This is a genomic window from Nocardia nepalensis (assembly GCF_048910785.1).
Lineage (GTDB): Bacteria > Actinomycetota > Actinomycetes > Mycobacteriales > Mycobacteriaceae > Nocardia > Nocardia nepalensis.
The window spans coordinates 170,426-192,885 of record NZ_JBKBET010000017.1; the positions used below are offsets into that span (position 1 = coordinate 170,426).

Annotated in this window: 21 protein-coding genes, 1 tRNA gene and 1 pseudogene; 4 read left to right on the top strand and 19 right to left on the bottom strand. The window is 66.1% G+C overall.

The genetic code is table 11. The annotated features are described in order from the left end of the window. Window positions 1-32 precede the first annotated feature (32 nt). The 7 genes and pseudogenes from ACHQ4I_RS10330 to ACHQ4I_RS10360 form a co-directional block, all read right to left on the bottom strand. On the bottom strand, window positions 33-1,709 hold the full coding sequence (locus ACHQ4I_RS10330; protein ID WP_420771462.1) for a DUF885 domain-containing protein: 1,677 nt from the start codon (window positions 1,707-1,709) through the stop codon (window positions 33-35). 54 nt (window positions 1,710-1,763) lie between these two features. Beyond that, window positions 1,764-2,459: an ABC transporter ATP-binding protein gene (locus tag ACHQ4I_RS10335; RefSeq protein WP_420771501.1), complete on the bottom strand. Its 696-nt coding sequence runs from the start codon at window positions 2,457-2,459 to the stop codon at window positions 1,764-1,766. 141 nt (window positions 2,460-2,600) lie between these two features. Continuing rightward, window positions 2,601-3,551, bottom strand: a pseudogene (locus tag ACHQ4I_RS10340) (ABC transporter ATP-binding protein); the annotation flags it as partial. After that, window positions 3,548-4,987: a branched-chain amino acid ABC transporter permease gene (locus ACHQ4I_RS10345; protein ID WP_420771463.1), complete on the bottom strand. Its 1,440-nt coding sequence runs from the start codon at window positions 4,985-4,987 to the stop codon at window positions 3,548-3,550. The pseudogene ACHQ4I_RS10340 and the gene ACHQ4I_RS10345, both read right to left, overlap by 4 nt. Next, window positions 4,984-6,021, bottom strand: a complete 1,038-nt coding sequence (locus ACHQ4I_RS10350) for a branched-chain amino acid ABC transporter permease (protein WP_420771464.1) — start codon at window positions 6,019-6,021, stop codon at window positions 4,984-4,986. Before ACHQ4I_RS10350 ends, ACHQ4I_RS10345 begins: the two co-directional genes overlap by 4 nt. A gap of 91 nt (window positions 6,022-6,112) precedes the next feature. After that, entirely contained in the window at window positions 6,113-7,327 is a 1,215-nt protein-coding gene (locus ACHQ4I_RS10355; RefSeq protein WP_420771465.1) for a branched-chain amino acid ABC transporter substrate-binding protein, read from the bottom strand. A gap of 231 nt (window positions 7,328-7,558) precedes the next feature. Continuing rightward, a complete protein-coding gene (locus ACHQ4I_RS10360) occupies window positions 7,559-8,176 on the bottom strand; it encodes an ANTAR domain-containing response regulator (protein ID WP_040688928.1) in 618 nt (205 codons plus the stop codon). 222 nt (window positions 8,177-8,398) lie between these two features. On the opposite strand from ACHQ4I_RS10360, the gene ACHQ4I_RS10365 reads away from it, so the two are divergent. The 4 genes from ACHQ4I_RS10365 to ACHQ4I_RS10380 all read left to right on the top strand — a co-directional run bounded on the left by ACHQ4I_RS10365 (window position 8,399) and on the right by ACHQ4I_RS10380 (window position 10,644). Beyond that, window positions 8,399-8,485, top strand: a tRNA-Leu gene (locus ACHQ4I_RS10365). 247 nt (window positions 8,486-8,732) lie between these two features. Further along, complete coding sequence (locus ACHQ4I_RS10370) at window positions 8,733-9,245, top strand: monooxygenase family protein (protein WP_420771466.1); 513 nt, start codon at window positions 8,733-8,735, stop codon at window positions 9,243-9,245. A gap of 254 nt (window positions 9,246-9,499) precedes the next feature. Beyond that, window positions 9,500-10,120: an arsenate reductase/protein-tyrosine-phosphatase family protein gene (locus ACHQ4I_RS10375; protein WP_420771467.1), complete on the top strand. Its 621-nt coding sequence runs from the start codon at window positions 9,500-9,502 to the stop codon at window positions 10,118-10,120. A gap of 113 nt (window positions 10,121-10,233) precedes the next feature. Next, window positions 10,234-10,644 (top strand): hypothetical protein, encoded by a 411-nt coding sequence (locus tag ACHQ4I_RS10380; RefSeq protein ID WP_420771468.1) that lies wholly within the window; start codon window positions 10,234-10,236, stop codon window positions 10,642-10,644. A 22-nt stretch (window positions 10,645-10,666) separates the two neighbouring features. Here ACHQ4I_RS10380 and ACHQ4I_RS10385 read toward each other — a convergent pair whose 3' ends face one another. The 12 genes from ACHQ4I_RS10385 to ACHQ4I_RS10440 form a co-directional block, all read right to left on the bottom strand. Next, window positions 10,667-11,572: an acyl-CoA thioesterase gene (locus ACHQ4I_RS10385; protein ID WP_420771469.1), complete on the bottom strand. Its 906-nt coding sequence runs from the start codon at window positions 11,570-11,572 to the stop codon at window positions 10,667-10,669. After that, window positions 11,573-12,991, bottom strand: coding sequence for a pyruvate kinase (pyk, locus tag ACHQ4I_RS10390; RefSeq protein ID WP_420771470.1), 1,419 nt, complete (start codon window positions 12,989-12,991; stop codon window positions 11,573-11,575). Between the two features lie 105 nt (window positions 12,992-13,096). After that, complete coding sequence (locus ACHQ4I_RS10395; RefSeq protein ID WP_420771471.1) at window positions 13,097-13,765, bottom strand: amino acid ABC transporter permease; 669 nt, start codon at window positions 13,763-13,765, stop codon at window positions 13,097-13,099. 6 nt (window positions 13,766-13,771) lie between these two features. Next, the gene (locus ACHQ4I_RS10400; protein ID WP_420771472.1) at window positions 13,772-14,527 is read right to left on the bottom strand and encodes an amino acid ABC transporter substrate-binding protein; all 756 of its coding nucleotides are present in this window, start codon (window positions 14,525-14,527) and stop codon (window positions 13,772-13,774) included. 175 nt (window positions 14,528-14,702) lie between these two features. Then, the gene (locus tag ACHQ4I_RS10405; RefSeq protein WP_420771473.1) at window positions 14,703-15,215 is read right to left on the bottom strand and encodes a TM2 domain-containing protein; all 513 of its coding nucleotides are present in this window, start codon (window positions 15,213-15,215) and stop codon (window positions 14,703-14,705) included. 154 nt (window positions 15,216-15,369) lie between these two features. Then, window positions 15,370-16,650: a prolipoprotein diacylglyceryl transferase gene (gene lgt / locus ACHQ4I_RS10410; RefSeq protein WP_420771474.1), complete on the bottom strand. Its 1,281-nt coding sequence runs from the start codon at window positions 16,648-16,650 to the stop codon at window positions 15,370-15,372. Window positions 16,651-16,674: 24 nt separating this feature from the next. Then, on the bottom strand, window positions 16,675-16,866 hold the full coding sequence (locus tag ACHQ4I_RS10415; RefSeq protein ID WP_420771475.1) for a hypothetical protein: 192 nt from the start codon (window positions 16,864-16,866) through the stop codon (window positions 16,675-16,677). A gap of 84 nt (window positions 16,867-16,950) precedes the next feature. Then, window positions 16,951-17,751 (bottom strand): tryptophan synthase subunit alpha, encoded by an 801-nt coding sequence (trpA, locus tag ACHQ4I_RS10420; protein ID WP_420771476.1) that lies wholly within the window; start codon window positions 17,749-17,751, stop codon window positions 16,951-16,953. A gap of 73 nt (window positions 17,752-17,824) precedes the next feature. Beyond that, window positions 17,825-19,099: a tryptophan synthase subunit beta gene (gene trpB / locus ACHQ4I_RS10425; protein ID WP_420771477.1), complete on the bottom strand. Its 1,275-nt coding sequence runs from the start codon at window positions 19,097-19,099 to the stop codon at window positions 17,825-17,827. Beyond that, window positions 19,096-19,914 (bottom strand): indole-3-glycerol phosphate synthase TrpC, encoded by an 819-nt coding sequence (trpC, locus tag ACHQ4I_RS10430; RefSeq protein ID WP_420771478.1) that lies wholly within the window; start codon window positions 19,912-19,914, stop codon window positions 19,096-19,098. The genes trpB and trpC overlap by 4 nt, the downstream gene beginning before the upstream one ends. A gap of 129 nt (window positions 19,915-20,043) precedes the next feature. Further along, window positions 20,044-20,799, bottom strand: coding sequence for a TIGR02234 family membrane protein (locus ACHQ4I_RS10435; RefSeq protein ID WP_420771479.1), 756 nt, complete (start codon window positions 20,797-20,799; stop codon window positions 20,044-20,046). After that, window positions 20,796-22,352 (bottom strand): anthranilate synthase component I, encoded by a 1,557-nt coding sequence (locus ACHQ4I_RS10440; protein ID WP_420771480.1) that lies wholly within the window; start codon window positions 22,350-22,352, stop codon window positions 20,796-20,798. The genes ACHQ4I_RS10435 and ACHQ4I_RS10440 overlap by 4 nt, the downstream gene beginning before the upstream one ends. Between the last annotated feature and the right edge of the window lie 108 nt (window positions 22,353-22,460).

Consider the following 22,460-nt stretch of genomic DNA (forward strand, 5'->3'; position numbering starts at 1 on the left):
CCGCCCCGCAACTCGAGGACCCGGTCAGCGGGTCACAGTGTGGCCACGAGTTCACGCAGCACCGGCAGGCTGACCGACCCCGCGCCGAGCACCACATCGTGAAATGCCTTGATATCGAAGCCGGCACCGAGCCGCTCGGCGGCCAGGCGGCGCTGACGTCGGATCTCGAGCTGGCCGACCTTGTACGCGACGGCCTGACCCGGCATGGCGATATAGCGGTCGACCTCGACCTCGATCTCGGCCAGCCCGACCGGCGCATTGGCGACCATGAAGTCGATGGCCTGCTGACGGCTCCAGCCCTTGGCGTGGATGCCGGTGTCGACGACGAGTCGGCACGAGCGCCACGAGTCGGCGGCCAGCATCCCGACGCGGTCCAAATCGTCTGCGTACAAGCCCATTTCGTCGGCCAGGCGTTCGGTGTAGAGCGCCCAGCCCTCGACGAAGGCGGTATTCGCGAAGGACTGCCGCTGGAACCGCGGCAGCTGATCGAGCTCGTTGGCGATGGTGAGCTGCAGATGGTGCCCCGGAATCGCCTCGTGATAGGCCACCGCCGCCGTCTCGTAGCGGCTGCGGCCGGTGGGTTCGTGCTGGTTGACGAAGTAGGTGCCCGGCCGGGAGCCGTCCGCGGCGGGCGGAAAGTAATACGCCGCAGGCGCATCCGCGGCCAGGAAGTCCGGCACCGGGACGATATCGCAGGATTCCTTGGGCAGGCGGCCGAACCAGTTACCCATCTCCGCGACCGCCGCACCGAGGGCGCGTTCGGCATCGGCCATGATCTCCTCGCCGCTGACGTAACGCAGTTCGGGATCCTGGCGCAGCCGGGTGAAGATCTCGGCGGTGTCGGTGGTGCCGAACAGCCGGGTGCCCACCGCGGCGTATTCATCACGCAGCAGCGCCAATTCGGATAAGCCGAGTTCGTGGATCTCGTCCGCGCCGAGGTCGGGCAGGGTGGTGTGGCGGCGCAACTGCCGCCGGTAGATATCCTCGCCGTCGGCGCCGAGCCAGCACAGCCCGCACTTGTCGTCTGGGCGCGCGGCGGGCCGGAGTTCGTCGGCCAGCACGTCCCGATAGCGTTGGAAGGCAGGGCGAATCACGTCACGCGCGACCTCGGTGAGTTCGGCGCGCCAGGCGGTCTCCCCGTCCCAGTCCGCCGGTCCGGCGAAGGTGGTGAACGGGTCGGTGGCGATATCGGAGGCCAGGTAGCCGTCGAGTTGGTTGAGCGCGCGTTCGATGGTGATGCGCGCGGGCGCGCGGCCCACGACCAGGCCGTTGCGGAACTGCTGGACCGCCTGGTCGAGCAGTGTGTCGAACTGGCGATAGCGCCGCACCAGGGCGAGCGCGTGTTCGGGCTGCGACGCCTTGATCTGGGGCGCCATCATGAGCATTCCGGCGTGCACACCGTCCATCTGGTCCGAGGCCAGTTCGGTCGGCCGCCACGCCAGATGGTCGATGGCCGTATCCAATTCGGTGCGCAGCAGGCTGCGGGTGACCGGGTCGTCGCCGCTGAGCCGTTCGGCGTCGAGCCCGTCGACCTGAGCACGCAACTCCCGCAAGGTCGCCAGCAGCCGCTGCTCGGCCTCCGGCGAGAGGTCCTCGACGCGGTCGTCGAAGCGGTGGTCGCCGAGCAGGGTGGCCGTGCTCGGCGCGGCGGCCAGCACGCTATCCCAGTAGCGGTCGGCCAGATTCGTCAGTTCGTCATGCCCGTCCATGGCCGCAATCATGCCTCGAGGCGCCCATGGACGGGCACGACTTATCGCCGACTCTTATCCCACGCCCAGATAGGCCGACTTCACCGCGGGATCGGTGAGCAGATCCCCGCCGATACCGCTCTTGGTGACCCCGCCGGTCTCCAGGATGTAGGCGCGATCGCTGCGGGTCAGCGCCTGCTGGGCGTTCTGCTCCACCAGCAGCACCGTGGTGCCCTGCTGGTTGATCTCGCTGATGATTCGGAAGATCTGCTGAATCACCATGGGCGCCAAGCCCATCGACGGTTCGTCGAGCAACAGCAGGCGCGGGCGGGCCATGAGCGAGCGGCCGATGGCCAGCATCTGCTGCTCACCGCCGGAGAGCGTGCCGCCGACCTGCTTGCGCCGCTCCGAAAGCCGCGGGAACAGGTCGAAGACCCAGTCCAGCGTTTGGCCGTACTCCGCCTTCTGCTTGAAAGCCCTTCCGTAGCAACCCATATCGAGGTTTTCCTGGACGGTCATACCGGGGAAGACACCCCGACCCTCCGGCGCCTGGATCAACCCGTGCGTGACCCGCTCATGCGCCTTCATATGGGTGATGTCGCGGCCCTCGAACTTGATCTTGCCGCGGGTGAGCGGCAGCAGACCCGAGAGCGCGCGCATCGTGGTGGTCTTGCCGGCACCGTTGGCACCGAGCAACGTGACCAGCTCACCCTCGGCGACCCGGAGCGAAACCCCGTGCAGCGCTTGGATTCTGCCGTAGTTGACGACCATATCGTCGACCTCGAGCAGCGGCTGCGCTGCGCTGAAGTCGCGCCCCTCGGGCTTGCGGCCCTCGCCCGGAGTCGGTTCGGCACCTGGCCGTTCCGGTTCGACCACTTCGGTTACGGCGGTGGCCTTTTCGGCCGCCGCGGCCTCCGCATCCGGCACACCCAGATACGCCGCGATCACATCCGGGTTGTCGCGGATCTCCCCGGGCAGCCCATCGGCGATCTTTCGGCCGAACTCCAGCACCACGATTCGATCCGTGACACCCATGACCAGGCGCATATCGTGCTCGATCAGCAGCACGGTGAACCCGTCGTCACGGATCTTGCGGATCAGATCCATCAGCGCCGACTTCTCGCTCGGATTGAACCCGGCGGCGGGTTCGTCCAGGCAGAGCAGCTTCGGCTCGGTGGCCAGCGCGCGGGCGATCTCCAATCGGCGCTGATCGCCGTAGGAGAGATTGCGCGCCTTCTCCACCGCACGCGGTGCGATGCCGACGAATTCGAGCAGGGCCATGCCGCGCTCGATCGCATCCTTCTCCTCGCTGCGGTGCCGCGGGGTGCGGAAGATGGCGCCGGGCACCGAGGTCTTATGCCTGGCGTCGGTGCCGACCACCACATTCTCCAGCGCGGTCATCTCACCGAAGAGTCGCACGTTCTGGAAGGTGCGGGCGATGCCGAGCCGGGTGATCTCGTTGCGCTTGGTCTTCGTCAGCGGTTTGCCGTCGAAATACACCAGACCCGAGGCCGGTTTGTAGACACCGGTGATGGCGTTGAAGCAGGTCGTCTTGCCCGCGCCATTGGGTCCGATCAGTCCGAGGATTTCGCCGCGGCGGATCTCGAAGCTGACCTTGTCCAATGCGGTCAGACCGCCGAACTGCACCGTGAGCTCATCGGTTCGCAGCAGCGGCGCACCCACCGCCGTCTCGATTTCGCGGTGCGGCGCAACCACATCCGCGACGACCTCGGCATCGGCGAGCACCGGGATCACGGCGGTGACATCGACCTCGCCCGCGCTCTCGACCTCGGGCGGAGCCGCATAACCGGCCGCCATATCCTCGTTGTCGAACAGGGCGTCACCCGCGCCGGGCCCGGTCATCGTCGCGCTCCGATCAATTCACGCTCGGCCGGTTTGCGCACGGCCTGGTACACCTGCCTACCGAAGGTCAGCAGTTTCTGCCGCACCGGGAACAGGCCCTGTGGCCGCAGAATCATCATGACCACCAAGGTAATTCCGAAGTACATGTACTTGAGGTCACCGAGGGACTGCGCACCACCGACGCGGAACAGCAGCACGCTGCCGAGCAGCAGTGCACCCATGACGCCGGTGACCACCATGCCGGTAATGCAGGCGCGCCGCGGCCACGGGCTCAGGTCCTCACCCTTGTACTTCCAGATGACGACCAACCCGGCGAAGACCAGCACGTCGATCGCCAACAGGATGTACCCGGTGGACTCGTTGCTCACCAATTTCACCGACTGCAGCCGCGCGGGCAGATAGGCAATGATGAACGCGCCGAAGATGACTCCGAGCTTATTGCCCTGTCCGCCGATGACGACCGCGCACAGGAACAGCATCGAGTTGATGATGTTGAACCCGGTCGGATTGATGAACTGCACCTGTCCGGCGTAGATCGCACCGGACATGCCGCCGACCGCGGCGCCGATCAGGAAGGCCCACAGCTTGAACTTGAAGGTCGGCACGCCCATGATCTCGGCGGCGTCCTCGTCCTCGCGAATGGCCACCCAGGCGCGGCCGACCCGGCTGCGTTCCAGATTCCCGACGATCAGCAGCACGATGATCACCAGCACCATCGCGAACCAGTACCACCAGGTGCCGTAGCTGGCCCGGTCGAGCAGATTCGCGCTATCGGCATTGCCGCTGTTACCGCCGGAGAACACGCCCTCCGGCTTGCTGGCGGATTCGCCGACGTGCGGGAAGGCGACACCGGAGAGACCGAGGCTGCCGTTGGTGATGTCGGAGAGATTGTCGGCGAGCAGCCGGACGATCTCACCGAAGCCGAGGGTGACGATCGCCAGGTAGTCACCGCGCAGCCGCAGTGTCGGGGTGCCGAGGATGATGCCGGAGATGGCCGTCACCGCGACCGCGATCGGCAGACATGCCATCCAGGCCCAGGTTGGATTCAGCCAGCCGCCGTCGGTCTGATTCCACGGGCTATTGGGGCTGGTGAGCAGGCCGACCGTGTAGGCGCCGATCGCGTAGAAGCCGACATAGCCGAGGTCGAGCAGACCCGCCTGTCCGACAACGACATTCAGGCCGATGGCGATCAGCGCGTACATCGCGACCTGCGCCATGACCAGGCCGAAGTTGTAGCCGGGGGTATCCAGCAGCGGCGGCGGGAACAGCGGAAGCAGTGCGAGCAGAATGAGGATCGGCACACCGACACCCCATTGCGCGGGGCGACTCAGGCCGTCCCACCAGGTCCGAATCGCGTCTCCGACACCGTGTTTGGACGGCGCGGCCGCCGTGGGCGCCTCGGGCGCGGAGTCCGGAGTCTTGGTCGAGTCGGTCATGCGCGGGCCCTCCCGAGACTCTCACCGAGGATGCCGGTCGGGCGCACCATCAGCACCAGCACCAGCACGACGAAGGCGACGACATCGCGCCATTCCGAACCGAGCAGCGACTGGCCGTACTGTTCCACCACGCCCAGCAGGATGCCGCCGAGCAGCGCACCGCGCAGATTGCCGATGCCGCCGAGCACCGCGGCGCTGAATGCCTTGATGCCCAGGATGAATCCGCCGGAGTAGATGATGCCCTGCGGAATCTTGATCGCGTACAGCAGCGCGGCCGCACCGGCGAGCACACCGCCGATGAAGAACGTCAGCATGATGACCCGCTCCCGCGAGACGCCCATCAGCGTCGCGGTGTCGGGGTCCTGGGCGACGGCGCGGATGCCGCGTCCGAATTTGGTCCGGTTGATCAGCACCTCGGTCACGATCGCCAGCGCGATCGCCGCCAGCACGATGAGCACCTTGATGTTGTCGACGTCGGCGCCGAAGAAGCTGAACTGCACGCTGGGCTCGACCAGTTTGATCGGCTGCTGCGCGTTGGTGCCGCCGAGCTTGGGATTGATCTTCGGCAGGATGAAGTGCACGAATTCCTGGATCACGAACGACATGCCGATCGCCGTGATGAGAAAGCTGAGCGGTTTTGCGCCGCGTTTACGCAGCGGCCGATAGGCCACGCGCTCCAATCCGACCGCAGCGCCACCGGATACCAGCATGCCGATGATCATCGCGAGCGCCAGATAGGTGACGGTCAGGACGATGCCCTGGGTGTACACATCGGGATTCGCCACGAATCCGAACAGCATGAGCCCGATCAATTGACCGAACATGCCGAGCATGAATATTTCCGAATGGGCGAAATTGATCAGCCGCAATACGCCGTAGACCAGGGTATAGCCCACGGCGACCAAGGCGTAGATAGAGCCGTAGGTCACCCCGTCGACGGTCAGTCGCCAGAAGTTGTCGATCACCCCGTGGTAGTTGAAGTCGATCGATCCGCTGGCGAGTTGTACAGCGCCAGCCAATGCCGTTGATTTCATTCGTCTTGTGCCCTCACTTCATTCGCCCACCGGACAGCGGCACGTGCCGGGGCCCACGACCCCCGCACGTGCCGCTGTCCAGGTTGTGGGGCTACTTGACCTCGTAGATCCAGATCAGTGCGTTGGACAATTCGCCGGTCGCGTTCCATTTGTACTGACGCGCCAGACCGCTGCCGTCATAGGACCGCACGTATTCCAGCAGGTCGGGACGGGTCAGCTTACCGCTGTCGATGCCCTTGGCCAGGATCGTGGTCAGGTCGTAGCCCTCGACCGAGTACACACCCGGCTCCGCGCCGTTGAGGGCCTTGTAGTCGGCCGTGAACTTATCCGGCGCCGGGCCACACGGGCAGGACAGCACCGCGCCCTTGGACGAGCTGCCCGCCTGGGCGACGAACTGCGGATCGTTGGTGCCGTCGGCGGAGACGAAGACCGCCTTGACGCCGCCGGACTTCAGCTGCTGGGCCAGCGGGGCGCCCTCGGAGTAGTAGCCGGAGTAGAAGACGGCGTCGGGCGCGGCGCTCGCGATCTTGGTGACCGTGGCGGAGAAGTCCTTGTCACCCTTCTTGATGGCGGCGTTGCAGGACGCGTCGTTCGCGGAGCCGAGGCCCTCGATGATCGACTTGGCCAGGCCGGTGCCGTAGTCGGTGTTGTCCTGGATGACGCAGACCTTCTTGTAGCCCGCGGTGTTGACCAGGTACTTACCGACCGACGGACCCTGCACGCCGTCATTGGCCAGACCGCGGAAGAAGCTGGTCCAGCCGTTCTGGGTGAGCGTCTCGTTGGTGGCGGAGGCGGTCGTCGAGACCAGGCCGGCGTCGCTGAGGATCTTGCCGGTCGCCTTGGTCTCACCGGAGAACGCCGGACCGACCAGGCCGATGACCGACTTGTCGTTGACGATCTGCGGGATGACCTGGGTGGCCTTCTGCGGGTCACCTTCGGTGTCGAACTGCTTGAGCTCGATCTTGCAGCCCGGGTTGGCCTTGTTGTGCTTGTCCAGCGCGAGCTTCACGCCATCGACGATGTTGATGCCGAGGGCCGCGTCCGGACCGGTCAGCGCACCCGCCATGGCGATGGAGGTGCCCGCCGGGCAGGTGGCCTTGCCGTCGCCCGCCGGGTCGGTGGCGGCGGAGCTGTCCGACTTGGGCACCTGCTTGCCGTTGGCGTCGATCTGCATGACCGGCTGGATCTTCAGACCACCCGCGCCACCGGCACCGGAGGTGCTGCCCGAGCCGCCGTCGGTCGATTTACTGCTACACCCCGTCAGCACGAGCGCGGCGGCGGCACCGATGGCCAATGCACCCCGCATCGAACGACTGCGCCATGTCGAACTAAGCACGTTTCACCTCTACGTCCTGTGCTCCCCCGGGCTCTCTCCGAGGAGGCCAACCACGTCAGCCCGGTCAGAACATAGCGTTGGTACGTTAGCTGCGCATCACATTCGGATCATCCGATCGACATCGTTTCGAATTTTTCATCGCGATCAGGTTTCCGAAAAGTAAAATCTCCGGCCTTGAACGGCCGGGGCGCAAGTATGGGCCTACTTCGGGGCCAGATTTTCCAGCACCACCTCGGCTACCGCCTTCATGGTAGTGCGGCGGTCCATCGCCGTCCGTTGAATCCACTTGAATGCCTGCGGCTCCGACAATCCCTGGGTCTGCATGAGCACGCCCTTGGCCCGCTCGACGAGCTTGCGCGTCTCGAGGCGGTCGGCCAGATTGGCGACTTCACTCTCCAGCGCGGTGATCTCGTGGAAGCGGCTGGCCGCCAACTCGATGGCCGGCACCAGATCCGACTTCGTGAACGGCTTGACCAGGTAGGCCATAGCGCCGGCGTCGCGTGCCCGCTCGACCAGGTCGCGCTGACTGAACGCGGTCAGAATCACCACCGGCGCAACACGTTTCGACGCGATCTCGGCGGCCGCGTCGATACCGTCGCGGCGCGGCATCTTCACATCCATGATGACCAGATCCGGCCGATGCTCCACCGCCAGATCGACCGCCTGCTGGCCGTCGCCCGCCTCACCGACGACCTGATAGCCCTCTTCGGTCAGCATCTCCACCAGATCCATCCGGATGAGCGCCTCGTCCTCAGCGACGACGACCCGCTTCGCCCCGGCGTCCCGCTTCGTGCCGGCGCCCCCTGCTGTGTTGCTCATAGGTAGACCCCTCTGGTTCCGATGCCCTGTCCCCGACACACGAAAAGGTGGCCGTGGTCCATGTACCGGTCCATCGACCCACCGTCGCTATCGAGTGATGTAAAGAGTACCTTTCACTTCCGCATACAACCCATATACCCTGCGCAAACCGGACGACGATCACTCTCGAGCCAGCCCATTCGTGATTTTCGACAGTGACCCGCTATGCTTTCCCACCGGTGCGCCGATTTGGCGGAACTGGCAGACGCGACGGTCTCAAAAACCGTTGTCCGAAAGGACGTGTGGGTTCGAGTCCCACAATCGGCACCAACTCGTAGGCGGCCCATGCTCGTGGAGAGCATGGGCCGTTCTCTCTGGTCGGTTTTCTGGGGGTGCGAACCCCCAGACCCCGCCCTGCGGGCTTCGCCCCCGGCCCCCTCCGGTGGTTGCCATCGACGAATGTTGAGCTTGGTGTTATCGGCACACGCCGACGGCGTGCGGCAGTCGAACTCGGTGACCGGCTGTGTCGTGATTCCGGCGTAGGGTTGCAGTGGCGGCCCAATGCGGAGGTGCCTCGATGCGGGTGAACAGGACCACTGTCGACCTGTCCGGATATCCGGATCTGGTCGTCATCTATCTCGGGATGCGCGTGCGCAAGCCTCGCGGATTCCTGCGATTGCTCGGTCTCGGCCCGAAACTGTATCGGTCGCACAAGGATCGCCCGGATGGGCTGTTGTCGCACGAGGACGTGATCTGGTCGCTGTTCCCGCCGCATTGGGGAGCGCGGCAGTATTGGCGGGATCTGGATTCGCTGGAGCGATGGACACGCTCTGCGCCGCACCGGGATTGGTGGCAGAAGTTCCTGCGCGACTCCGGCGGCACGGGTTTCTGGCACGAGGCCTACTTCATGCGCGGCGGTATCGATGCGATGTACGACGATATGGAAACCGCTTCGGGGCTGCCGCGGTTCGCGCCGGTCATCGCCTCGCGCGGCCGGATGTTCTCGACCAGGGGGCGGGTCAACGACGAGGACGCCAAGGAAGCACCCGTGATCGCCGAATCCACTTACTACCGTGGCGAGTCCGACTGAGTCCGATCGAATCGGTTCCCAAACGTGGCGATACCGTGATGATTGAAATCGCTTGCGCCGGGGTAACTTCAGCAGGACGCCCAGACCTCGATTACGGATCGGCCGCCTACCGGCAACGCCCATCGAGCGTCTCTCTGAATACGGGGGCGTACTTCGTGTACGGCACTTGACCAGCAGATGAATATGTGCTCCCGCGGCTGTGATTCGATGTCCACGGCCTTCTGGTCGGCCCGCGTGCGGCCTACCGTATCCACATGCACGTCCTGTTCGTCTGCAACGGCAATGTCTGCCGTTCGGTAATCGCCGAGCGGCTCACCCGCGCCGTAGCGGTCGAATACAACCTGCCCGGACTCACCGCGGAAAGCGCGGGAACCCGTGCGCTGGTGGGCTTTCCGGTGGAGCCGCTCGCGGCCCGCGCCATCGAGGGACTCGGTGCGAACGCCGATCATTTCCGGGCGCGCAAGCTGAAGCCGGAGCTGATCGACCGTGCGGATCTGGTGCTCGCCATGACCGAACAGATCCGGGACCAGGCAGCGGGGATGGGATTCGGCGCGGGGTCGCGCACCTTCACGCTGCTGGAGGCGCATCGCATCGCCAAGGTCACCGGCGCCGAGACGATCGCCGATCTGCACGCCGCCCGGCACGACCTCTCACTGGTCGGCCGGGAGAATATTCCCGATCCGGTCGGGCTGTCCGAGGCCGCGTTCTGCCAGGTGAGCGACCAGATCGCCGAGGCCTTGGTACCGCTGCTGCTGGCGTTGGCTCCGCACGAGCAGGATCGGCCCGCCGAAGACGAGCGCGCGGGTCTTGTCGTGCAACCCGGAGCCGCTCCCGCCCCGCTCGCGGCCTTCCTTGCCGCCCACCGGATCAGGTGACACGCAGGGCGCAGTGTCCAATTGGTACAGAGAGGGACTACACTCCCTCTGCGCACGCGCTTTTCACGGATAACTTCCGCCGTTGATGGTTCGACACACGACAGGAATCAGACATGCCGAAACGAATTTCGGATGTTTCGCTCCATGTTTATGTGACACCGGAAACCCTCGATCGCGTCGTCGATTCTGTGCGCGAGGTGGTGGACGACCACCTCCAGGACCGCGATGTATTCGCATGGCGCTTCACACTGCCCGTCGAGGCCGATGCGCCCGAGCACATCCTGCTCGAAACCCAGTGGCGGGTGGACCATCCCGGCCAGGAGCCGGGTGCGCGCCGCACCTATGAGATCGCGCTCAGCCTGGTCGGTGCGCCGCGCGACCTGACCGCGCCGAGCCTGGGCGCGCTGGAAAAGCGACTGATGCTGGAAACCGCAAGCGACCCAAAGGATCTGGAGATCCCACGCACCATCCGGATGCAGCGCCGCGACAGCTTCGATTTCGAAACCGAGCGCGAATCCCTATGATTCGCGCTCGGTTTCGCCGAACTCACGCGCGGGATGGGAAGTGGCGGATGATGCCTTCCTGGACCGTGGTGGCGAGCAACTCGCCGCTGCGGGAGAAGAATCTGCCGGTGGCCAGGCCACGGGAACCGGCGGCCACCGGGGATTCGGTGGCGTAGAGTGCCCAGTCGTCGAAGCGGAACGGGCGGTGGAACCAGATCGAGTGATTGATCGTCGCGGCCACGATGCGGTCCAGGCCCCAGGAGAGGCCGTGTGTGGTGATGATCGAATCCAGCACCGTGGTATCGGATGAATAACCTAGCGCCGCAACGTGAATCAGCGGATCGTCGGGCAGCCTGCCGTCGGTGCGCATCCATACGCGATTGTGGTTGAGCCGCTCGCCCGTGCCCTTCAGGATCCAGGCCGGGTCGTTGGTGTAGCGCATATCGATCGGATGCGGCGCCTTGATGAACATCTCCAGCTTGTCCTCCAAGCCTTCGAAGCTCTCCTCGACGCGCGGCAGCGTCTCCGGATCCGGCACCTCCGGCTGGGCGTGCGCGTGCTCGAGCCCCTTGCCCCAATCCTGGAACGCGGCGAGCATGACGAACAGCTCCTGACCGTCCTGGGACGCGGTGACCGTCCGGTTGGCCAATGAGCGCCCGTCGCGGTGGCGGTCGACCCGGTATTCGATCGACTTCTTCACATCGCCGCCGCGCACGAAATGCGCGTTGACGGCGTGCAACGGCCGGTCGCCGTCGACCGTCCGGCCGGCCGCCATGATCGCCTGCGATACGAGCTGACCGCCGAACGTGCGGCTCCAGACCTTCTCCGGATGCTGGCCGACGAAGACATCCTCGTCGACCTGTTCCAGATCGAGCAGTCCGAGCAGCACGTCCAGGTCGGAACCCGCCGCGGCACCAAGGCCGACAGCGCCACCTAGCGAAGCACTCACCTAATGGTCCTCCTCACCGATACGGTGCACATGGATCAGATTGGTGGAGCCGACAGTACCGGGCGGGGAGCCTGCCACGATTACCACCAGATCACCTTTTTGATATCGCTCCATGGACAGCAGTGCTACATCCACCTGGTGGATCATCGCGTCGGTGGTGTTCACCGTCGGGACGATGAAGGTTTCGGTGCCCCAGGTGAGCGACAGCTGGCTGCGCACCTCCGGAAGGGGGGTGAACGCCAGCAACGGCAGCGGGGTGTGCAGACGGGCCAGGCGGCGAACCGTATCGCCGGACTGGGTGAAGGCGACCAGCGCCTTGGCATTGAGCCGCTCGCCGATATCGCGGGCGGCGTAGGAGATGACACCGCGCTTGGTGCGTGGCACGTGGGTCAGCGGTGGCACCCGGGTGGATTCGGTCTCCACCGCGTACACGATCCTGGCCATGGTGCGCACCGTCTCGATCGGGTAGGCGCCGACCGAGGTCTCACCCGACAGCATCACCGCATCGGCGCCGTCGAGCACCGCATTGGCCACATCGGAGGCCTCGGCACGGGTCGGGCGCGAGTTCTCGATCATCGACTCCAGCATCTGGGTCGCGACGATGACCGGCTTGGCGTTCTCGCGAGCCATCTGGATCGCGCGCTTCTGCACGAGCGGCACCTGCTCGAGCGGCAGCTCGACGCCGAGGTCACCGCGCGCGACCATGACCGCGTCGAAGGCGAGCACGATGGCCTCGAGGTTGTCGATGGCCTCGGGCTTCTCCAACTTGCCGATCACCGGGACGCGGCGACCGACGCGATCCATCACGTCGTGCACCAGCTCGACATCCGACGGCGAACGCACAAAGGACAGCGCGATGAAGTCGACACCGAGCTTGAGCGCGAATTCGAGGTCTTCGATGTCCTTTTCGGAGAGCGCGGGCACGGAAACATCCATGCCGGGCAGCGAGACGCCCTTGTTATTGCTGACCGGACCGCCCTCGGTCACCCGGCAGACGACATCGTTGCCCTCGACTCGGATGACGGTGACGCCGACCTTGCCGTCATCGATGAGCAGGCGGTCGCCCGGTTTGGCGTCCTTGGCCAGCTCCTTGTAGGTAGTGGAGACGCGATCGTGGGTGCCATCGATCTCGTCGACGGTAATGCGGACCTCTTCACCGTTGGCCCAAACGGTCTTGCCCTCTGTGAAGCGGCCCAGCCGGATCTTCGGCCCCTGCAGATCGGCGAGAATGCCGACCGCCCGGCCGAGATGGTCGGAGGCCTGCCGCACCTTCTTGTAGTTCTCGGCATGGTCGGAGTGTTCGCCATGGCTGAAATTCAGCCGCGCCACATCCATGCCGCTCTCGACGAGTTCCCGAATACGTTCCTCGGTAGCGGTCGCTGGGCCGAGAGTGCACACAATCTTCGTCCGTCGCATCACGAGTAGAGCCTAGTCCCGTGTGGTACCCCCGGCCTGCTGTGGCCTCGGTGAAAGCTAGGTGAAAAATATGTACGAAGGCTTAGCGAAAAGTACAAACCGGTCATATCAGCGTGCGACGTGGCGGGACAGGCGGGTCTCCAGGCGGGTCTGTCCGAAGCCGAGAACGAGACAGATCGCCCAGTAGTAGAGGGCGGCGACGCCGTACAGGGCGAAGAAGTCGAAGGTCGGGGCCGCGGCCAGCTGGGCGGTGCGCAGGAGTTCGGTCACCAGAATGGTCGAGGCCAGCGAGGTGTCCTTCACCAGGGAGATGAGGGTGTTGGACAGCGGTGGGACCGCGATCCGTGCGGCCTGCGGCAGGATGATCAGCCGCAGCTCCTGGGCATATGACATACCGAGTGCCTTGGCCGCCTCCCACTGCCCTTGCGCGACGCTCAGAATCGCGGCGCGCACGACCTCGGCGGCGTAACCACCGACATTGAGGCTGAATGCGATCACCGCCGCGGGAAACGGATCGATGACGATATCGAACTGCGGCAGCGCGTAGAACACGATGAACAGCTGCACCAGCAGCGGGGTGCCGCGAATGATCGAAATGTAGAACCGGGCGGGCGCGGAGAGGAACCACAGCGGTGACATCCGGGCCAGTGCCACGAACAACGCGATGGCCAGACCGATGACGAAGCTGATGGCGGTCAGCGGGATGGTCTTATTGATCGTGGCCTGCAGCATCGGCCACAGGTTGTGCCAGATCAGTTCCCTGGTTGCGGGATCCACGGACGGTTATTTGCTGACGTCGGTGCCGAAGTACTTTTCCGAGATCTTGGCCAGCGTGCCGTCCGCGCGCAGCTGATCCAGCGCGGTGTTCACCTGGCCGATCAGCGCGTCGTCCTTGCGCGCGGCGAAGGCCTGGTGGCTGACCTCACCGGCCTTGGCGGCGATCTTGACCCCGGTGTCGCCGTTCTTCTTGATGTAGTCGAGCGCGACGAGGCTGTCGTTGACGGTCGCGTCGACGCGGCCGGTCTTCAGCAACTGGACCGCCTGCACGAAGCCCTCCACGGCCTCGACCTTCGCACCCGCGCCCTGGGCGACCTTGGCCCAGTTGCTGGTCGCCGACTGCGCGCTGGTCTTGCCGTTCAGATCCGCGAGTGCGGTGATGTTGTTGCTGTCCGCGCGGGTGAGGACCACGCCCTCGGAGGTGGTGTAGGCCTGTGACAGGGCATATTTGACCTTGCGCTCGTCGGTGATCGACACCTGGTTGGCGACCAGGTCGAAGCGCTTGGACTCGAGACCTGCGAAGATCGCGTCCCACGGCGTCTGCACGAATTCGATCTTCTTGCCGAGCTTGTCGCCGACCGCCTGGATCACCTCGATGTCGTAGCCGGTGAGCTTGCCGTCCGAGCCCTGGTAGCTGAAGGGCGAGTAGGTGCCTTCGGTGCCGACCTTCAACACATTCGGATCGTTGCTGCTGCCGCAGGCGGTGAGCCCGGTGGCAGCGACGATGGCGAGCATGGCGGCGGCGAACAGCTTGCGGCGCACTGAAGTCCCTCTCTCGACACAAAAACCCGGCTCAGGCTACGCCAGGAAGATACCGACCGACAGTATTGCGATCATGGTGCGCCGAATCCTCGCACAGCTCACGCGCGATCGCGACGGGCCCCTGTCGCATCGTCATCCGATGTGACAGGGGCCCGTCGTCAATTGTTCGCGCCGATCAGTCGCGCAATGGCCGCCCGAGGCTGTCGGGCACCTTGCCGGTCAGCATCATGATGCCGTCGATCAGCGGCCAGAGACCGCCGAAACCACAGGTCAACCAGGTGACCGCGATCTGAGCCACCGCGATACCGGCGTGACCGGTGTAGAAACGGCCGACGCCGAAGCCGCCGAGGAAGATCTGTAGCAGACCCGCGGTCAGCTTCTGCTTGTCCGAGAACGGAACGCCGAACGGGTCACGGCCGTAGGGCGCTTCCGGATCATTCGGGTTGTAGCCGCCGCCGGGGTACGGAGCGGGCGGGTAGCCGCCCGGCTGCTGGCCGTAGGGATCGGGCTGACCGTACTGCGGCTGACCGTACTGCGGCTGCTGGCCGTACTGCGGCTGCTGGTTGTACGGATCCGAAGGGTACTGCTGGCCAGGCATTTCGGGCTGCTTGTTCAGGTCCGGCCCTGTACCGGGCGGACCGTACTGCGGGCCGCCGAAGCCTGGCTGATTCTGGTAAGGGTCGGTCACGAAATGTCCTCCATCATTTGTGTATCTCGACGGGTGCTCACCCGCCTCCCCGCGTCTTTTGCCGGGCAATTGGGCACCCGAAGGTATCGTCGCGGACGTACGGTCGCGTGTCTACTCCGTACGCCCCCAACGAGTTACCCAACTGATTATGGGATCAGTCGTCCTTTTTCGCGGTTTCGACTTTGGCCCGTTCGGTGTCCGAAGTCTCGGACTCCACTGAGCTATCGCCGGTGATATCCGGTTCGTTGCCGGAGTTCGCGGATTTTGTCAGATTCGGCTCGTCGGCGCTTTTCGCGTCGGCCACATCGGATTTCGCGGATCCGTCTTCGTCCTGCTCGGCCTCGTCCCGCTCTGACTCGGTGACCTCGGCCTCGCCCTGCGCCGATTCGGTTGCCGCGACCGATGTCTCGTCCTTCGTACCCGCGCTGTGCTTCGGAGTCGCAGCGGCGGCAGCCTTCGATGCGGCCTCGGATTCCGCCCCTGCCGCGCGCAGCGCACCGATCTGCCACGGCCATGGCCGCGAGACCGTCGAAGGTTGCAGCTGATCGGCGGTCTCCCTGCCCTTCGTCGCGAAGACGAGATAGGCGACGGCGGCAAGGAATACCAGCGCGGAGGTGAACGAGTTGATCCGGATCCCCGCGATCTTGGTCGCCTCGTCGTCGCGCAGCAGCTCGACGAAGAACCGGCCGAGGCAGTACCCGGCGACGTAGAGCGCGAACAGGCGGCCGTGGCCGATGCGGAAGCGCTTATCGATCTGCACCAGCAGCACGACAATCAGCAGGTTCCAGATCATCTCGTACAGGAACGTCGGCTGCACGATCTTCTCGACGACGCCATTGGAGACGCCGTTCATCGGATCCGGCTGATTATTGGACGGATTGAAGCGGTAGTAGATCTCCAGCCCCCACGGCAGATCGGTCTTGCGGCCGTAGAGCTCCTGGTTGAAGTAATTGCCGAGGCGGCCGATGGCCTGCGCGAGCAGAATCGGCGGCGCGATCGCATCACCCAACGCGGGCAGCGGGATTCGGTATACCCGGCAGCCGATCCAGGCGCCGACACCGCCGAGGAAGACCGCGCCCCAAATGCCGAGGCCGCCCTGGTAGATCTTCAGCGCGTCGATCGGATGCCCGTCGGCGCCGAAGTACTTCTGCCAGTCGGTGGCAACGTGATAGAGCCGCCCGCCGACCAGTCCGAACGGCACCGCGAACATCGCGACGTCGAGGATCGTGCCCTGCTGCCCACCGCGCTGCTGCCAGCGCCGCTCACCCCACCAGATGGCGACGACGATGCCGATGATGATGCACAGGGCGTAGGCCCGTAGCGGGAATGGGCCTATGTGCCAGACGCCCTGGGGCGGACTGGGGATGTAGGCCAGCACATCAGCGGTGACGGCACCATTGCTCAGGACGCTGTCGGCGAGGACTCGTAAGGTCACGGCCCCAACCGTAGCGGAGCGGTACTAGCGCCGCTGCCACGACCACACCGCGGCGCCCGCTGCCACACTGAGCAGCACGACGACGACCGCCCACAGGGCGACCCAGCCGATCGAATCGTCACGGGTCCATCCCGCGACCAACGGCGCGAGACCGAAGAATACGACGATGCCCGTCAGTCGAGCCTCGTACGACAGCGGCGGTTTCGGTGCGCTCATGGATATTGATAGAAAGACCGGCGCTGAATGTTTCAGCGCCGGTCTGTCGAGCAGATGTCGATGCGGAAGCCGCAGGAGTACGGGCTAGGTCGATACGGTCGCCGAGCGGACACCCTCGGCCAGTTCCGCCGTCAGCGTGCGCACCGCGTCGAGTCCATCGGCCGCCGCGGTCACCAGTGCCGAGCCCACGATGACACCGTCCGCGTACGAGGCGATTTCGGCCGCCTGCGCACCCGAGCGCACACCGAGGCCGACGCCGATCGGGATATCGGAGTGGGCGCGCACGCGCGCGCACAGCGCGGGGGCCGCGGAGGAGACCGCGTCGCGGGCGCCGGTGACACCCATGGTCGAGGCCGCGTAGACGAAGCCGCGGCTGGCCTCCAAGGTCTTGACCAGGCGTTCCTCGGTCGACGACGGCGCGACCAGGAAGATGCGGTCCAGATCGTGTGCGGCCGAGGCGACGAACCAGTCGTCGGCCTCTTCCGGGATCAGGTTCGGGGTGATGATGCCGGACCCGCCCGCGGCGGCCAGATCCCGCGCGAAACGGTCGACGCCATACTGCAGCACCGGATTCCAGTAGCTCATCACGACGGCCTTACCGCCCGCCTCGGTGATCGCCTGGACCACCGAGAACACATCGCGCACTCGCACGCCGCCGCGCAGCGCCTGGTCGGCCGCGGCCTGGATGGTCGGTCCGTCCATGACCGGATCGGAGTAGGCGACGCCGACTTCGACGATGTCGCAACCGGATTCGACCATGGTGCGGCACACCTCGATCGAACCGGCGAGGTCCGGATAGCCCGCGGGCAAGTAGCCGATCAGCGCGGCCCTGCCCTCCGCGCGACAGGCGGCGAAGGTATTCGCAAGGCGGGATTGCTGACTCACGACTGCGCCTCGCTGACGCTCGACCCCGTCGTCGTCATGGACGCTGTGTTGATGGTTCGCTCGCTGCGCTCGCTCACTTCTCGGTCTCCTCGTCGGCGGCGTGGTCATCGAACAGCCCGAACCATCGTGCCGCCGTGTCCATATCCTTATCGCCGCGCCCGGACAGGTTCACCAGGATGATCGCGCCCTTGCCCAATTCCTTGCCGAGCTTCAAGGCACCGGCCACCGCGTGCGCGGATTCGATCGCCGGGATGATGCCCTCGGCGCGGCTCAGCAGCAGCAGCGCGTCCATCGCCTCGGTGTCGGTGATCGGGTGGTACTCGGCGCGGCCGATGTCCTTGAGGTAGGCGTGTTCGGGCCCGACGCCCGGATAGTCCAGACCGGCCGAGATCGAATGCGATTCGATGGTCTGGCCGTCCTCGTCCTGGAGCAGATACGAGTAGGCGCCCTGGAACGCGCCGGGCGTGCCGCCGGTGAAAGTGGCCGCGTGCCTTCCGGTTTCGACGCCGTCACCAGCCGCCTCGTAACCGACCAGGCGCACGCCCGCATCATCGAGGAAGGGATGGAAGATGCCGATCGCGTTGGAGCCGCCGCCGACACAGGCGGTGACCGCGTCGGGCAGCCGACCGGTGAGCGCCTGTACCTGGGCGCGGGCCTCGAGGCCGACGACGCGCTGCAGATCGCGCACCATCATCGGGAACGGGTGCGGGCCCGCCGCGGTGCCGAAGCAGTAGTAGGTGACGTCGGCATTGGTGACCCAGTCGCGCAGCGCCTCGTTGATCGCATCCTTGAGAGTCTGCGATCCGGTGGTCACCGAGATCACCTCTGCGCCGAGCAGCCGCATGCGGGCCACGTTCAGCGCCTGCCTGGCGGTGTCGACCGCGCCCATGTAGATGACACAGTCGAGGCCGAGCAGTGCGCACGCGGTCGCGGTCGCGACGCCGTGCTGGCCCGCGCCGGTCTCCGCGATCACCCGGGTCTTGCCCATCCGCTTGGCGAGCAGCGCCTGGCCGAGCACATTGTTGATCTTGTGCGAGCCGGTGTGGTTCAGGTCCTCGCGCTTGAGGATGATCCGGGCGCCACCGGCATGCTCGGCGAGCCGCCGGCATTCGAAGATCGGCGACGGGCGGCCGGTGTAGTCACGCTGCAGCCGGTCCAGCTCGTCGAGGAAGGTGGGATCGAGGCGACACTTCTCGTATTCGGCAGTGACCTCCTCGATCACCGCCATCAGCGCCTCGGGAACATGCCTGCCGCCGTAGACGCCGAAGTGGCCGCCCGCGTCCGGCTCATGGCCGCTGCGCTCGTGGACACCGTCAGAAGCCTTGGGTAGTGCGGTCACCGGCGTCACCGGCCCCGCCGCGCGGGCTTCGGGCAGGACGGGTGGGTACCCGCCGTCACCAGCTCGGAGACGGCGGCGCGTGGGTCACCACTGGTGACCAGACCTTCGCCGACGAGCACGGCATCCGCACCCGCGCCGGCGTAGGCCAGCAGGTCGGCGGTGCCGCGGATGCCGGATTCGGCGATGCGGATGACCTCGGTGGGCAGGCCGGGCGCGATGCGCGCGAACACGTCGCGGTCGACCTCCAGGGTCTTGAGATTGCGGGCGTTCACACCGATCACGGAGGCGCCCGCCTCGAGCGCGCGATCCGCCTCTTCCTCGGTGTGCACCTCGACCAATGCGGTCATGCCGAGCGATTCGGTGCGGTCGATCAGTGCGCTCAGCACGTCCTGTTCCAGGGCGGCCACGATGAGCAGGATGACGTCGGCGCCGTGTGCGCGGGCCTCGTGGATCTGGTAGGGCCCGACGACGAAATCCTTGCGCAGGATCGGAATGCTCACGGTGGCGCGGACCGCGTCCAGATCATCGAGCGATCCGTGGAAGCGGCGGCCCTCGGTGAGCACGCTGATGATGCGGGCTCCGCCGTCCTCGTAGGACTTGGCCAGGTTCGCCGGGTCCGGGATGTCCGCGAGCTCTCCCTTGGACGGGCTGGCCCGCTTGACCTCGGCGATGACGCCGATGCCGTCTTCGAGGAGCGCGGCGCGGGCGTCCAGCGGCGAGGGCGCCGCGGCAGCGGCCGCCTTGATCGCCTGGAAGTCCAAGAGGGCTTCCCGAGCGGCCACATCCGCGCGGACCCCGTCGAGAATCGAGTCGAGTACCGTCATCTGGCTCGAATCCTTTCTGGGGAGACGGACTTGCTGCCTGAGAATCCCCCCAGGCGCTGTCTCACCGATGCTGACAAAGAATAAATGGCTGCTTGCGGCGCTGTTGCGCCGGGGTTTGTAGTCACCTGCTCAGACATCTTGGCCCCCATGTTTGCCCTGATCATGATCGGACCCGTCGGCGGGGGTGTCGGTGGGCCGCGTCGCTTCCTCGGTCGGGTCGGTGCCCGCGTCCAGCGCGTCCCAGAGCACTCGCTCGGAGAGCGGTCCCGATTCCGCGTTCGTCTCATCGGTGCGCTGCCGCGTCACCTGCTCGGTGGCGGCGGCGCGGCGGAAGACCGGGTTGTCGTACTTGCCGGACAGCCGGGCCGCGTCCTGCGGCATGCGAGCCAGCAGGACACCGGCCGCAAAGGCCGCCAGCGCTCCCACCAGCGAGAGCACGGCCGGGAATTGGGACGTGACCACCTCGGTGACGGTCGCGCGTCCAGGGAGCTGCGCCAGGGTGGCGGCACGGGTCGCGGTCGCGCCGGATCTGGTCAATAGGGCGAAGGCGGGAACCGCGGCCACTGCGGCGACCAAGCTGATCAGGACGCCGACGAAGCGCCGCAGCCAGCCGCGGGTGGCCAGCACCGCGGCGATGGCGGCGAGGAGTACCAGGGCCAGCGGAGTGAGCGCGCCGAACCAGACACCGCCGTTGAGTTTGTCGGTGCGCGGTTCGGTCAGGCCGTCAGTGGAGGAGACGGTTACCCAGGTCATCCGGGAGGAGCCCCACAGCGCGGCCGCGGCGACAGCAAGCAGGACGATCGCGCCGACCGGATACTTACGCTTCGGCGGTTCGGCGGTCACCGGGGCCGCCGGACCGGTATCGCCGGATTCGGAACCGGTCATTCCGCGCTGCCGTCCGCGGAGATCGGCGCACCGTACGCCCGAACGGTTTTCGCGGCCGCCACCGCACGCAGCACCGCCATCGCCTTGTTGCGGGATTCGACATCTTCGTAGTCCGGATCCGAATCCGCGACAATGCCCGCACCCGCCTGTATGTAGGCCGTGCCGTCCTTGAGCAGTGCGGTGCGGATGGCGATCGCGGTATCCGCGTCACCCGCGAAGTCGAGGTAGCCGACGACGCCGCCGTAGACGCCGCGGCGGGTGGGCTCGAGTTCCTCGATGAGTTCCATCGCGCGCACCTTCGGCGCGCCCGACAGTGTGCCCGCGGGGAAGCACGCATTGACCGCGTCCAGCGCGATCTTGCCCGGTGCGAGGCGACCCGAGACCGTCGAGACCAGATGCATGACATGGCTGTAGCGCTCGATGTGCCGGTATTCGGTGACGCGCACCGTGCCGGGCTGGCAGACCCGCCCCAGATCGTTGCGGCCCAGATCGACGAGCATCAGATGCTCGGCGTTCTCCTTCTCGTCGGCCAGCAGCCCCTTCTCCAGCAGCAGATCGTCCTCCTCGGTGGCACCGCGCCACCGGGTGCCCGCGATCGGATGTGTCGTCGCCACCCCCTCTTTCACCGTGACCAGCGATTCCGGGCTGGAGCCGACGATGGAGAACGCGGTGCCGCCGTCGCCGTTCGGAATGTGGATCAGGTACATGTACGGGCTCGGGTTGGAGGCGCGCAGCATCCGATAGAGGTCCAAAGGCGCGCCTTCGTAGTCCATTTCGAAGCGCTGCGAGAGCACCACCTGGAATGCCTCGCCCGCCTCGATCTCCTTGACCAGGCGGCGCACCCCGGCGCCGAATTCATCGCTGGTGCGGCGGCGGATGTACTCCGGCTCGGGCTGGTCGAAGACCGACACGGTGGATTCCGAGGGCGCGGCCAGCGCGGCGGTCATCCGGTCCAGCCGGGCCACCGCGTCGTCATAGGCCTCGTCGACCCGTTCGGAGGTGCCGTTCCAGTTGACCGCGTTGGCGATGAGCGTGATCGCGCCCTCGTGGTGGTCGAACGCCGCGAGGTCGGTGGCCAGCATCAGCACCATCTCCGGCAGCCGCAGATCGTCGATGGCGAGGGTGGGCAGCCGTTCGATCCGACGCACGGCGTCGTAGCCGAGGTAGCCGACCATGCCCCCGGTCAGTGGGGGCAGGCCGGGCAGCCGCTCGGTCTGCAGCAACTGCAGGGTTTCGCGCAGCGCGGCCAGCGGATCGCCGCCGGACGGCGCGTCCACCGGTGTATTGCCCAGCCAGGCCGCTTCGCCGTCCACCACGGTCAGCGCGGACGGGCTGCCAGCGCCGATGAACGACCAGCGCGACCAGGACCGCCCGGTCTCCGCGGACTCGAACAGGAAGGTGCCGGCTCTGTCTCCGGCCAGCTTGCGGTAGGCCGACAGCGGAGTTTCGGAGTCCGCCAGCACCTTTCGGGTCACCGGGACCACCCGATGCTCCGCGGCCAGTACGTGGAACTGTTCGCGGGTCGTGGTGGTGGGAGTGGACGCGCCAGGCATGCGTCCATCATCCCAGGCGGCACCGACACGGTTGTCGGCGCGTCCCGACCCTCCCGAACCGACCGCCCGGTTCGAAACAACTCCGCCATCCCGGCCTTCGGCATGACG

Bases quoted from the DNA above. Each gene is read 5' to 3' on its own strand.
- ACHQ4I_RS10370 (WP_420771466.1), top strand. From the start codon at position 8,733: ATGCGGGTGAACAGGACCACTGTCGACCTGTCCGGATATCCGGATCTG.
- ACHQ4I_RS10415 (WP_420771475.1), bottom strand. From the start codon at position 16,866: ATGAGCGCACCGAAACCGCCGCTGTCGTACGAGGCTCGACTGACGGGC.
- ACHQ4I_RS10435 (WP_420771479.1), bottom strand. From the start codon at position 20,799: ATGACCGGTTCCGAATCCGGCGATACCGGTCCGGCGGCCCCGGTGACC.
- ACHQ4I_RS10330 (WP_420771462.1), bottom strand. From the start codon at position 1,709: ATGGACGGGCATGACGAACTGACGAATCTGGCCGACCGCTACTGGGAT.
- ACHQ4I_RS10380 (WP_420771468.1), top strand. From the start codon at position 10,234: ATGCCGAAACGAATTTCGGATGTTTCGCTCCATGTTTATGTGACACCG.
- ACHQ4I_RS10375 (WP_420771467.1), top strand. From the start codon at position 9,500: ATGCACGTCCTGTTCGTCTGCAACGGCAATGTCTGCCGTTCGGTAATC.
- ACHQ4I_RS10360 (WP_040688928.1), bottom strand. From the start codon at position 8,176: ATGAGCAACACAGCAGGGGGCGCCGGCACGAAGCGGGACGCCGGGGCG.
- ACHQ4I_RS10440 (WP_420771480.1), bottom strand. From the start codon at position 22,352: ATGCCTGGCGCGTCCACTCCCACCACCACGACCCGCGAACAGTTCCAC.
- ACHQ4I_RS10335 (WP_420771501.1), bottom strand. From the start codon at position 2,459: ATGGTCGTCAACTACGGCAGAATCCAAGCGCTGCACGGGGTTTCGCTC.
- trpC (WP_420771478.1), bottom strand. From the start codon at position 19,914: ATGACGGTACTCGACTCGATTCTCGACGGGGTCCGCGCGGATGTGGCC.
- ACHQ4I_RS10345 (WP_420771463.1), bottom strand. From the start codon at position 4,987: ATGACCGACTCGACCAAGACTCCGGACTCCGCGCCCGAGGCGCCCACG.
- ACHQ4I_RS10355 (WP_420771465.1), bottom strand. From the start codon at position 7,327: ATGCGGGGTGCATTGGCCATCGGTGCCGCCGCCGCGCTCGTGCTGACG.
- ACHQ4I_RS10350 (WP_420771464.1), bottom strand. From the start codon at position 6,021: ATGAAATCAACGGCATTGGCTGGCGCTGTACAACTCGCCAGCGGATCG.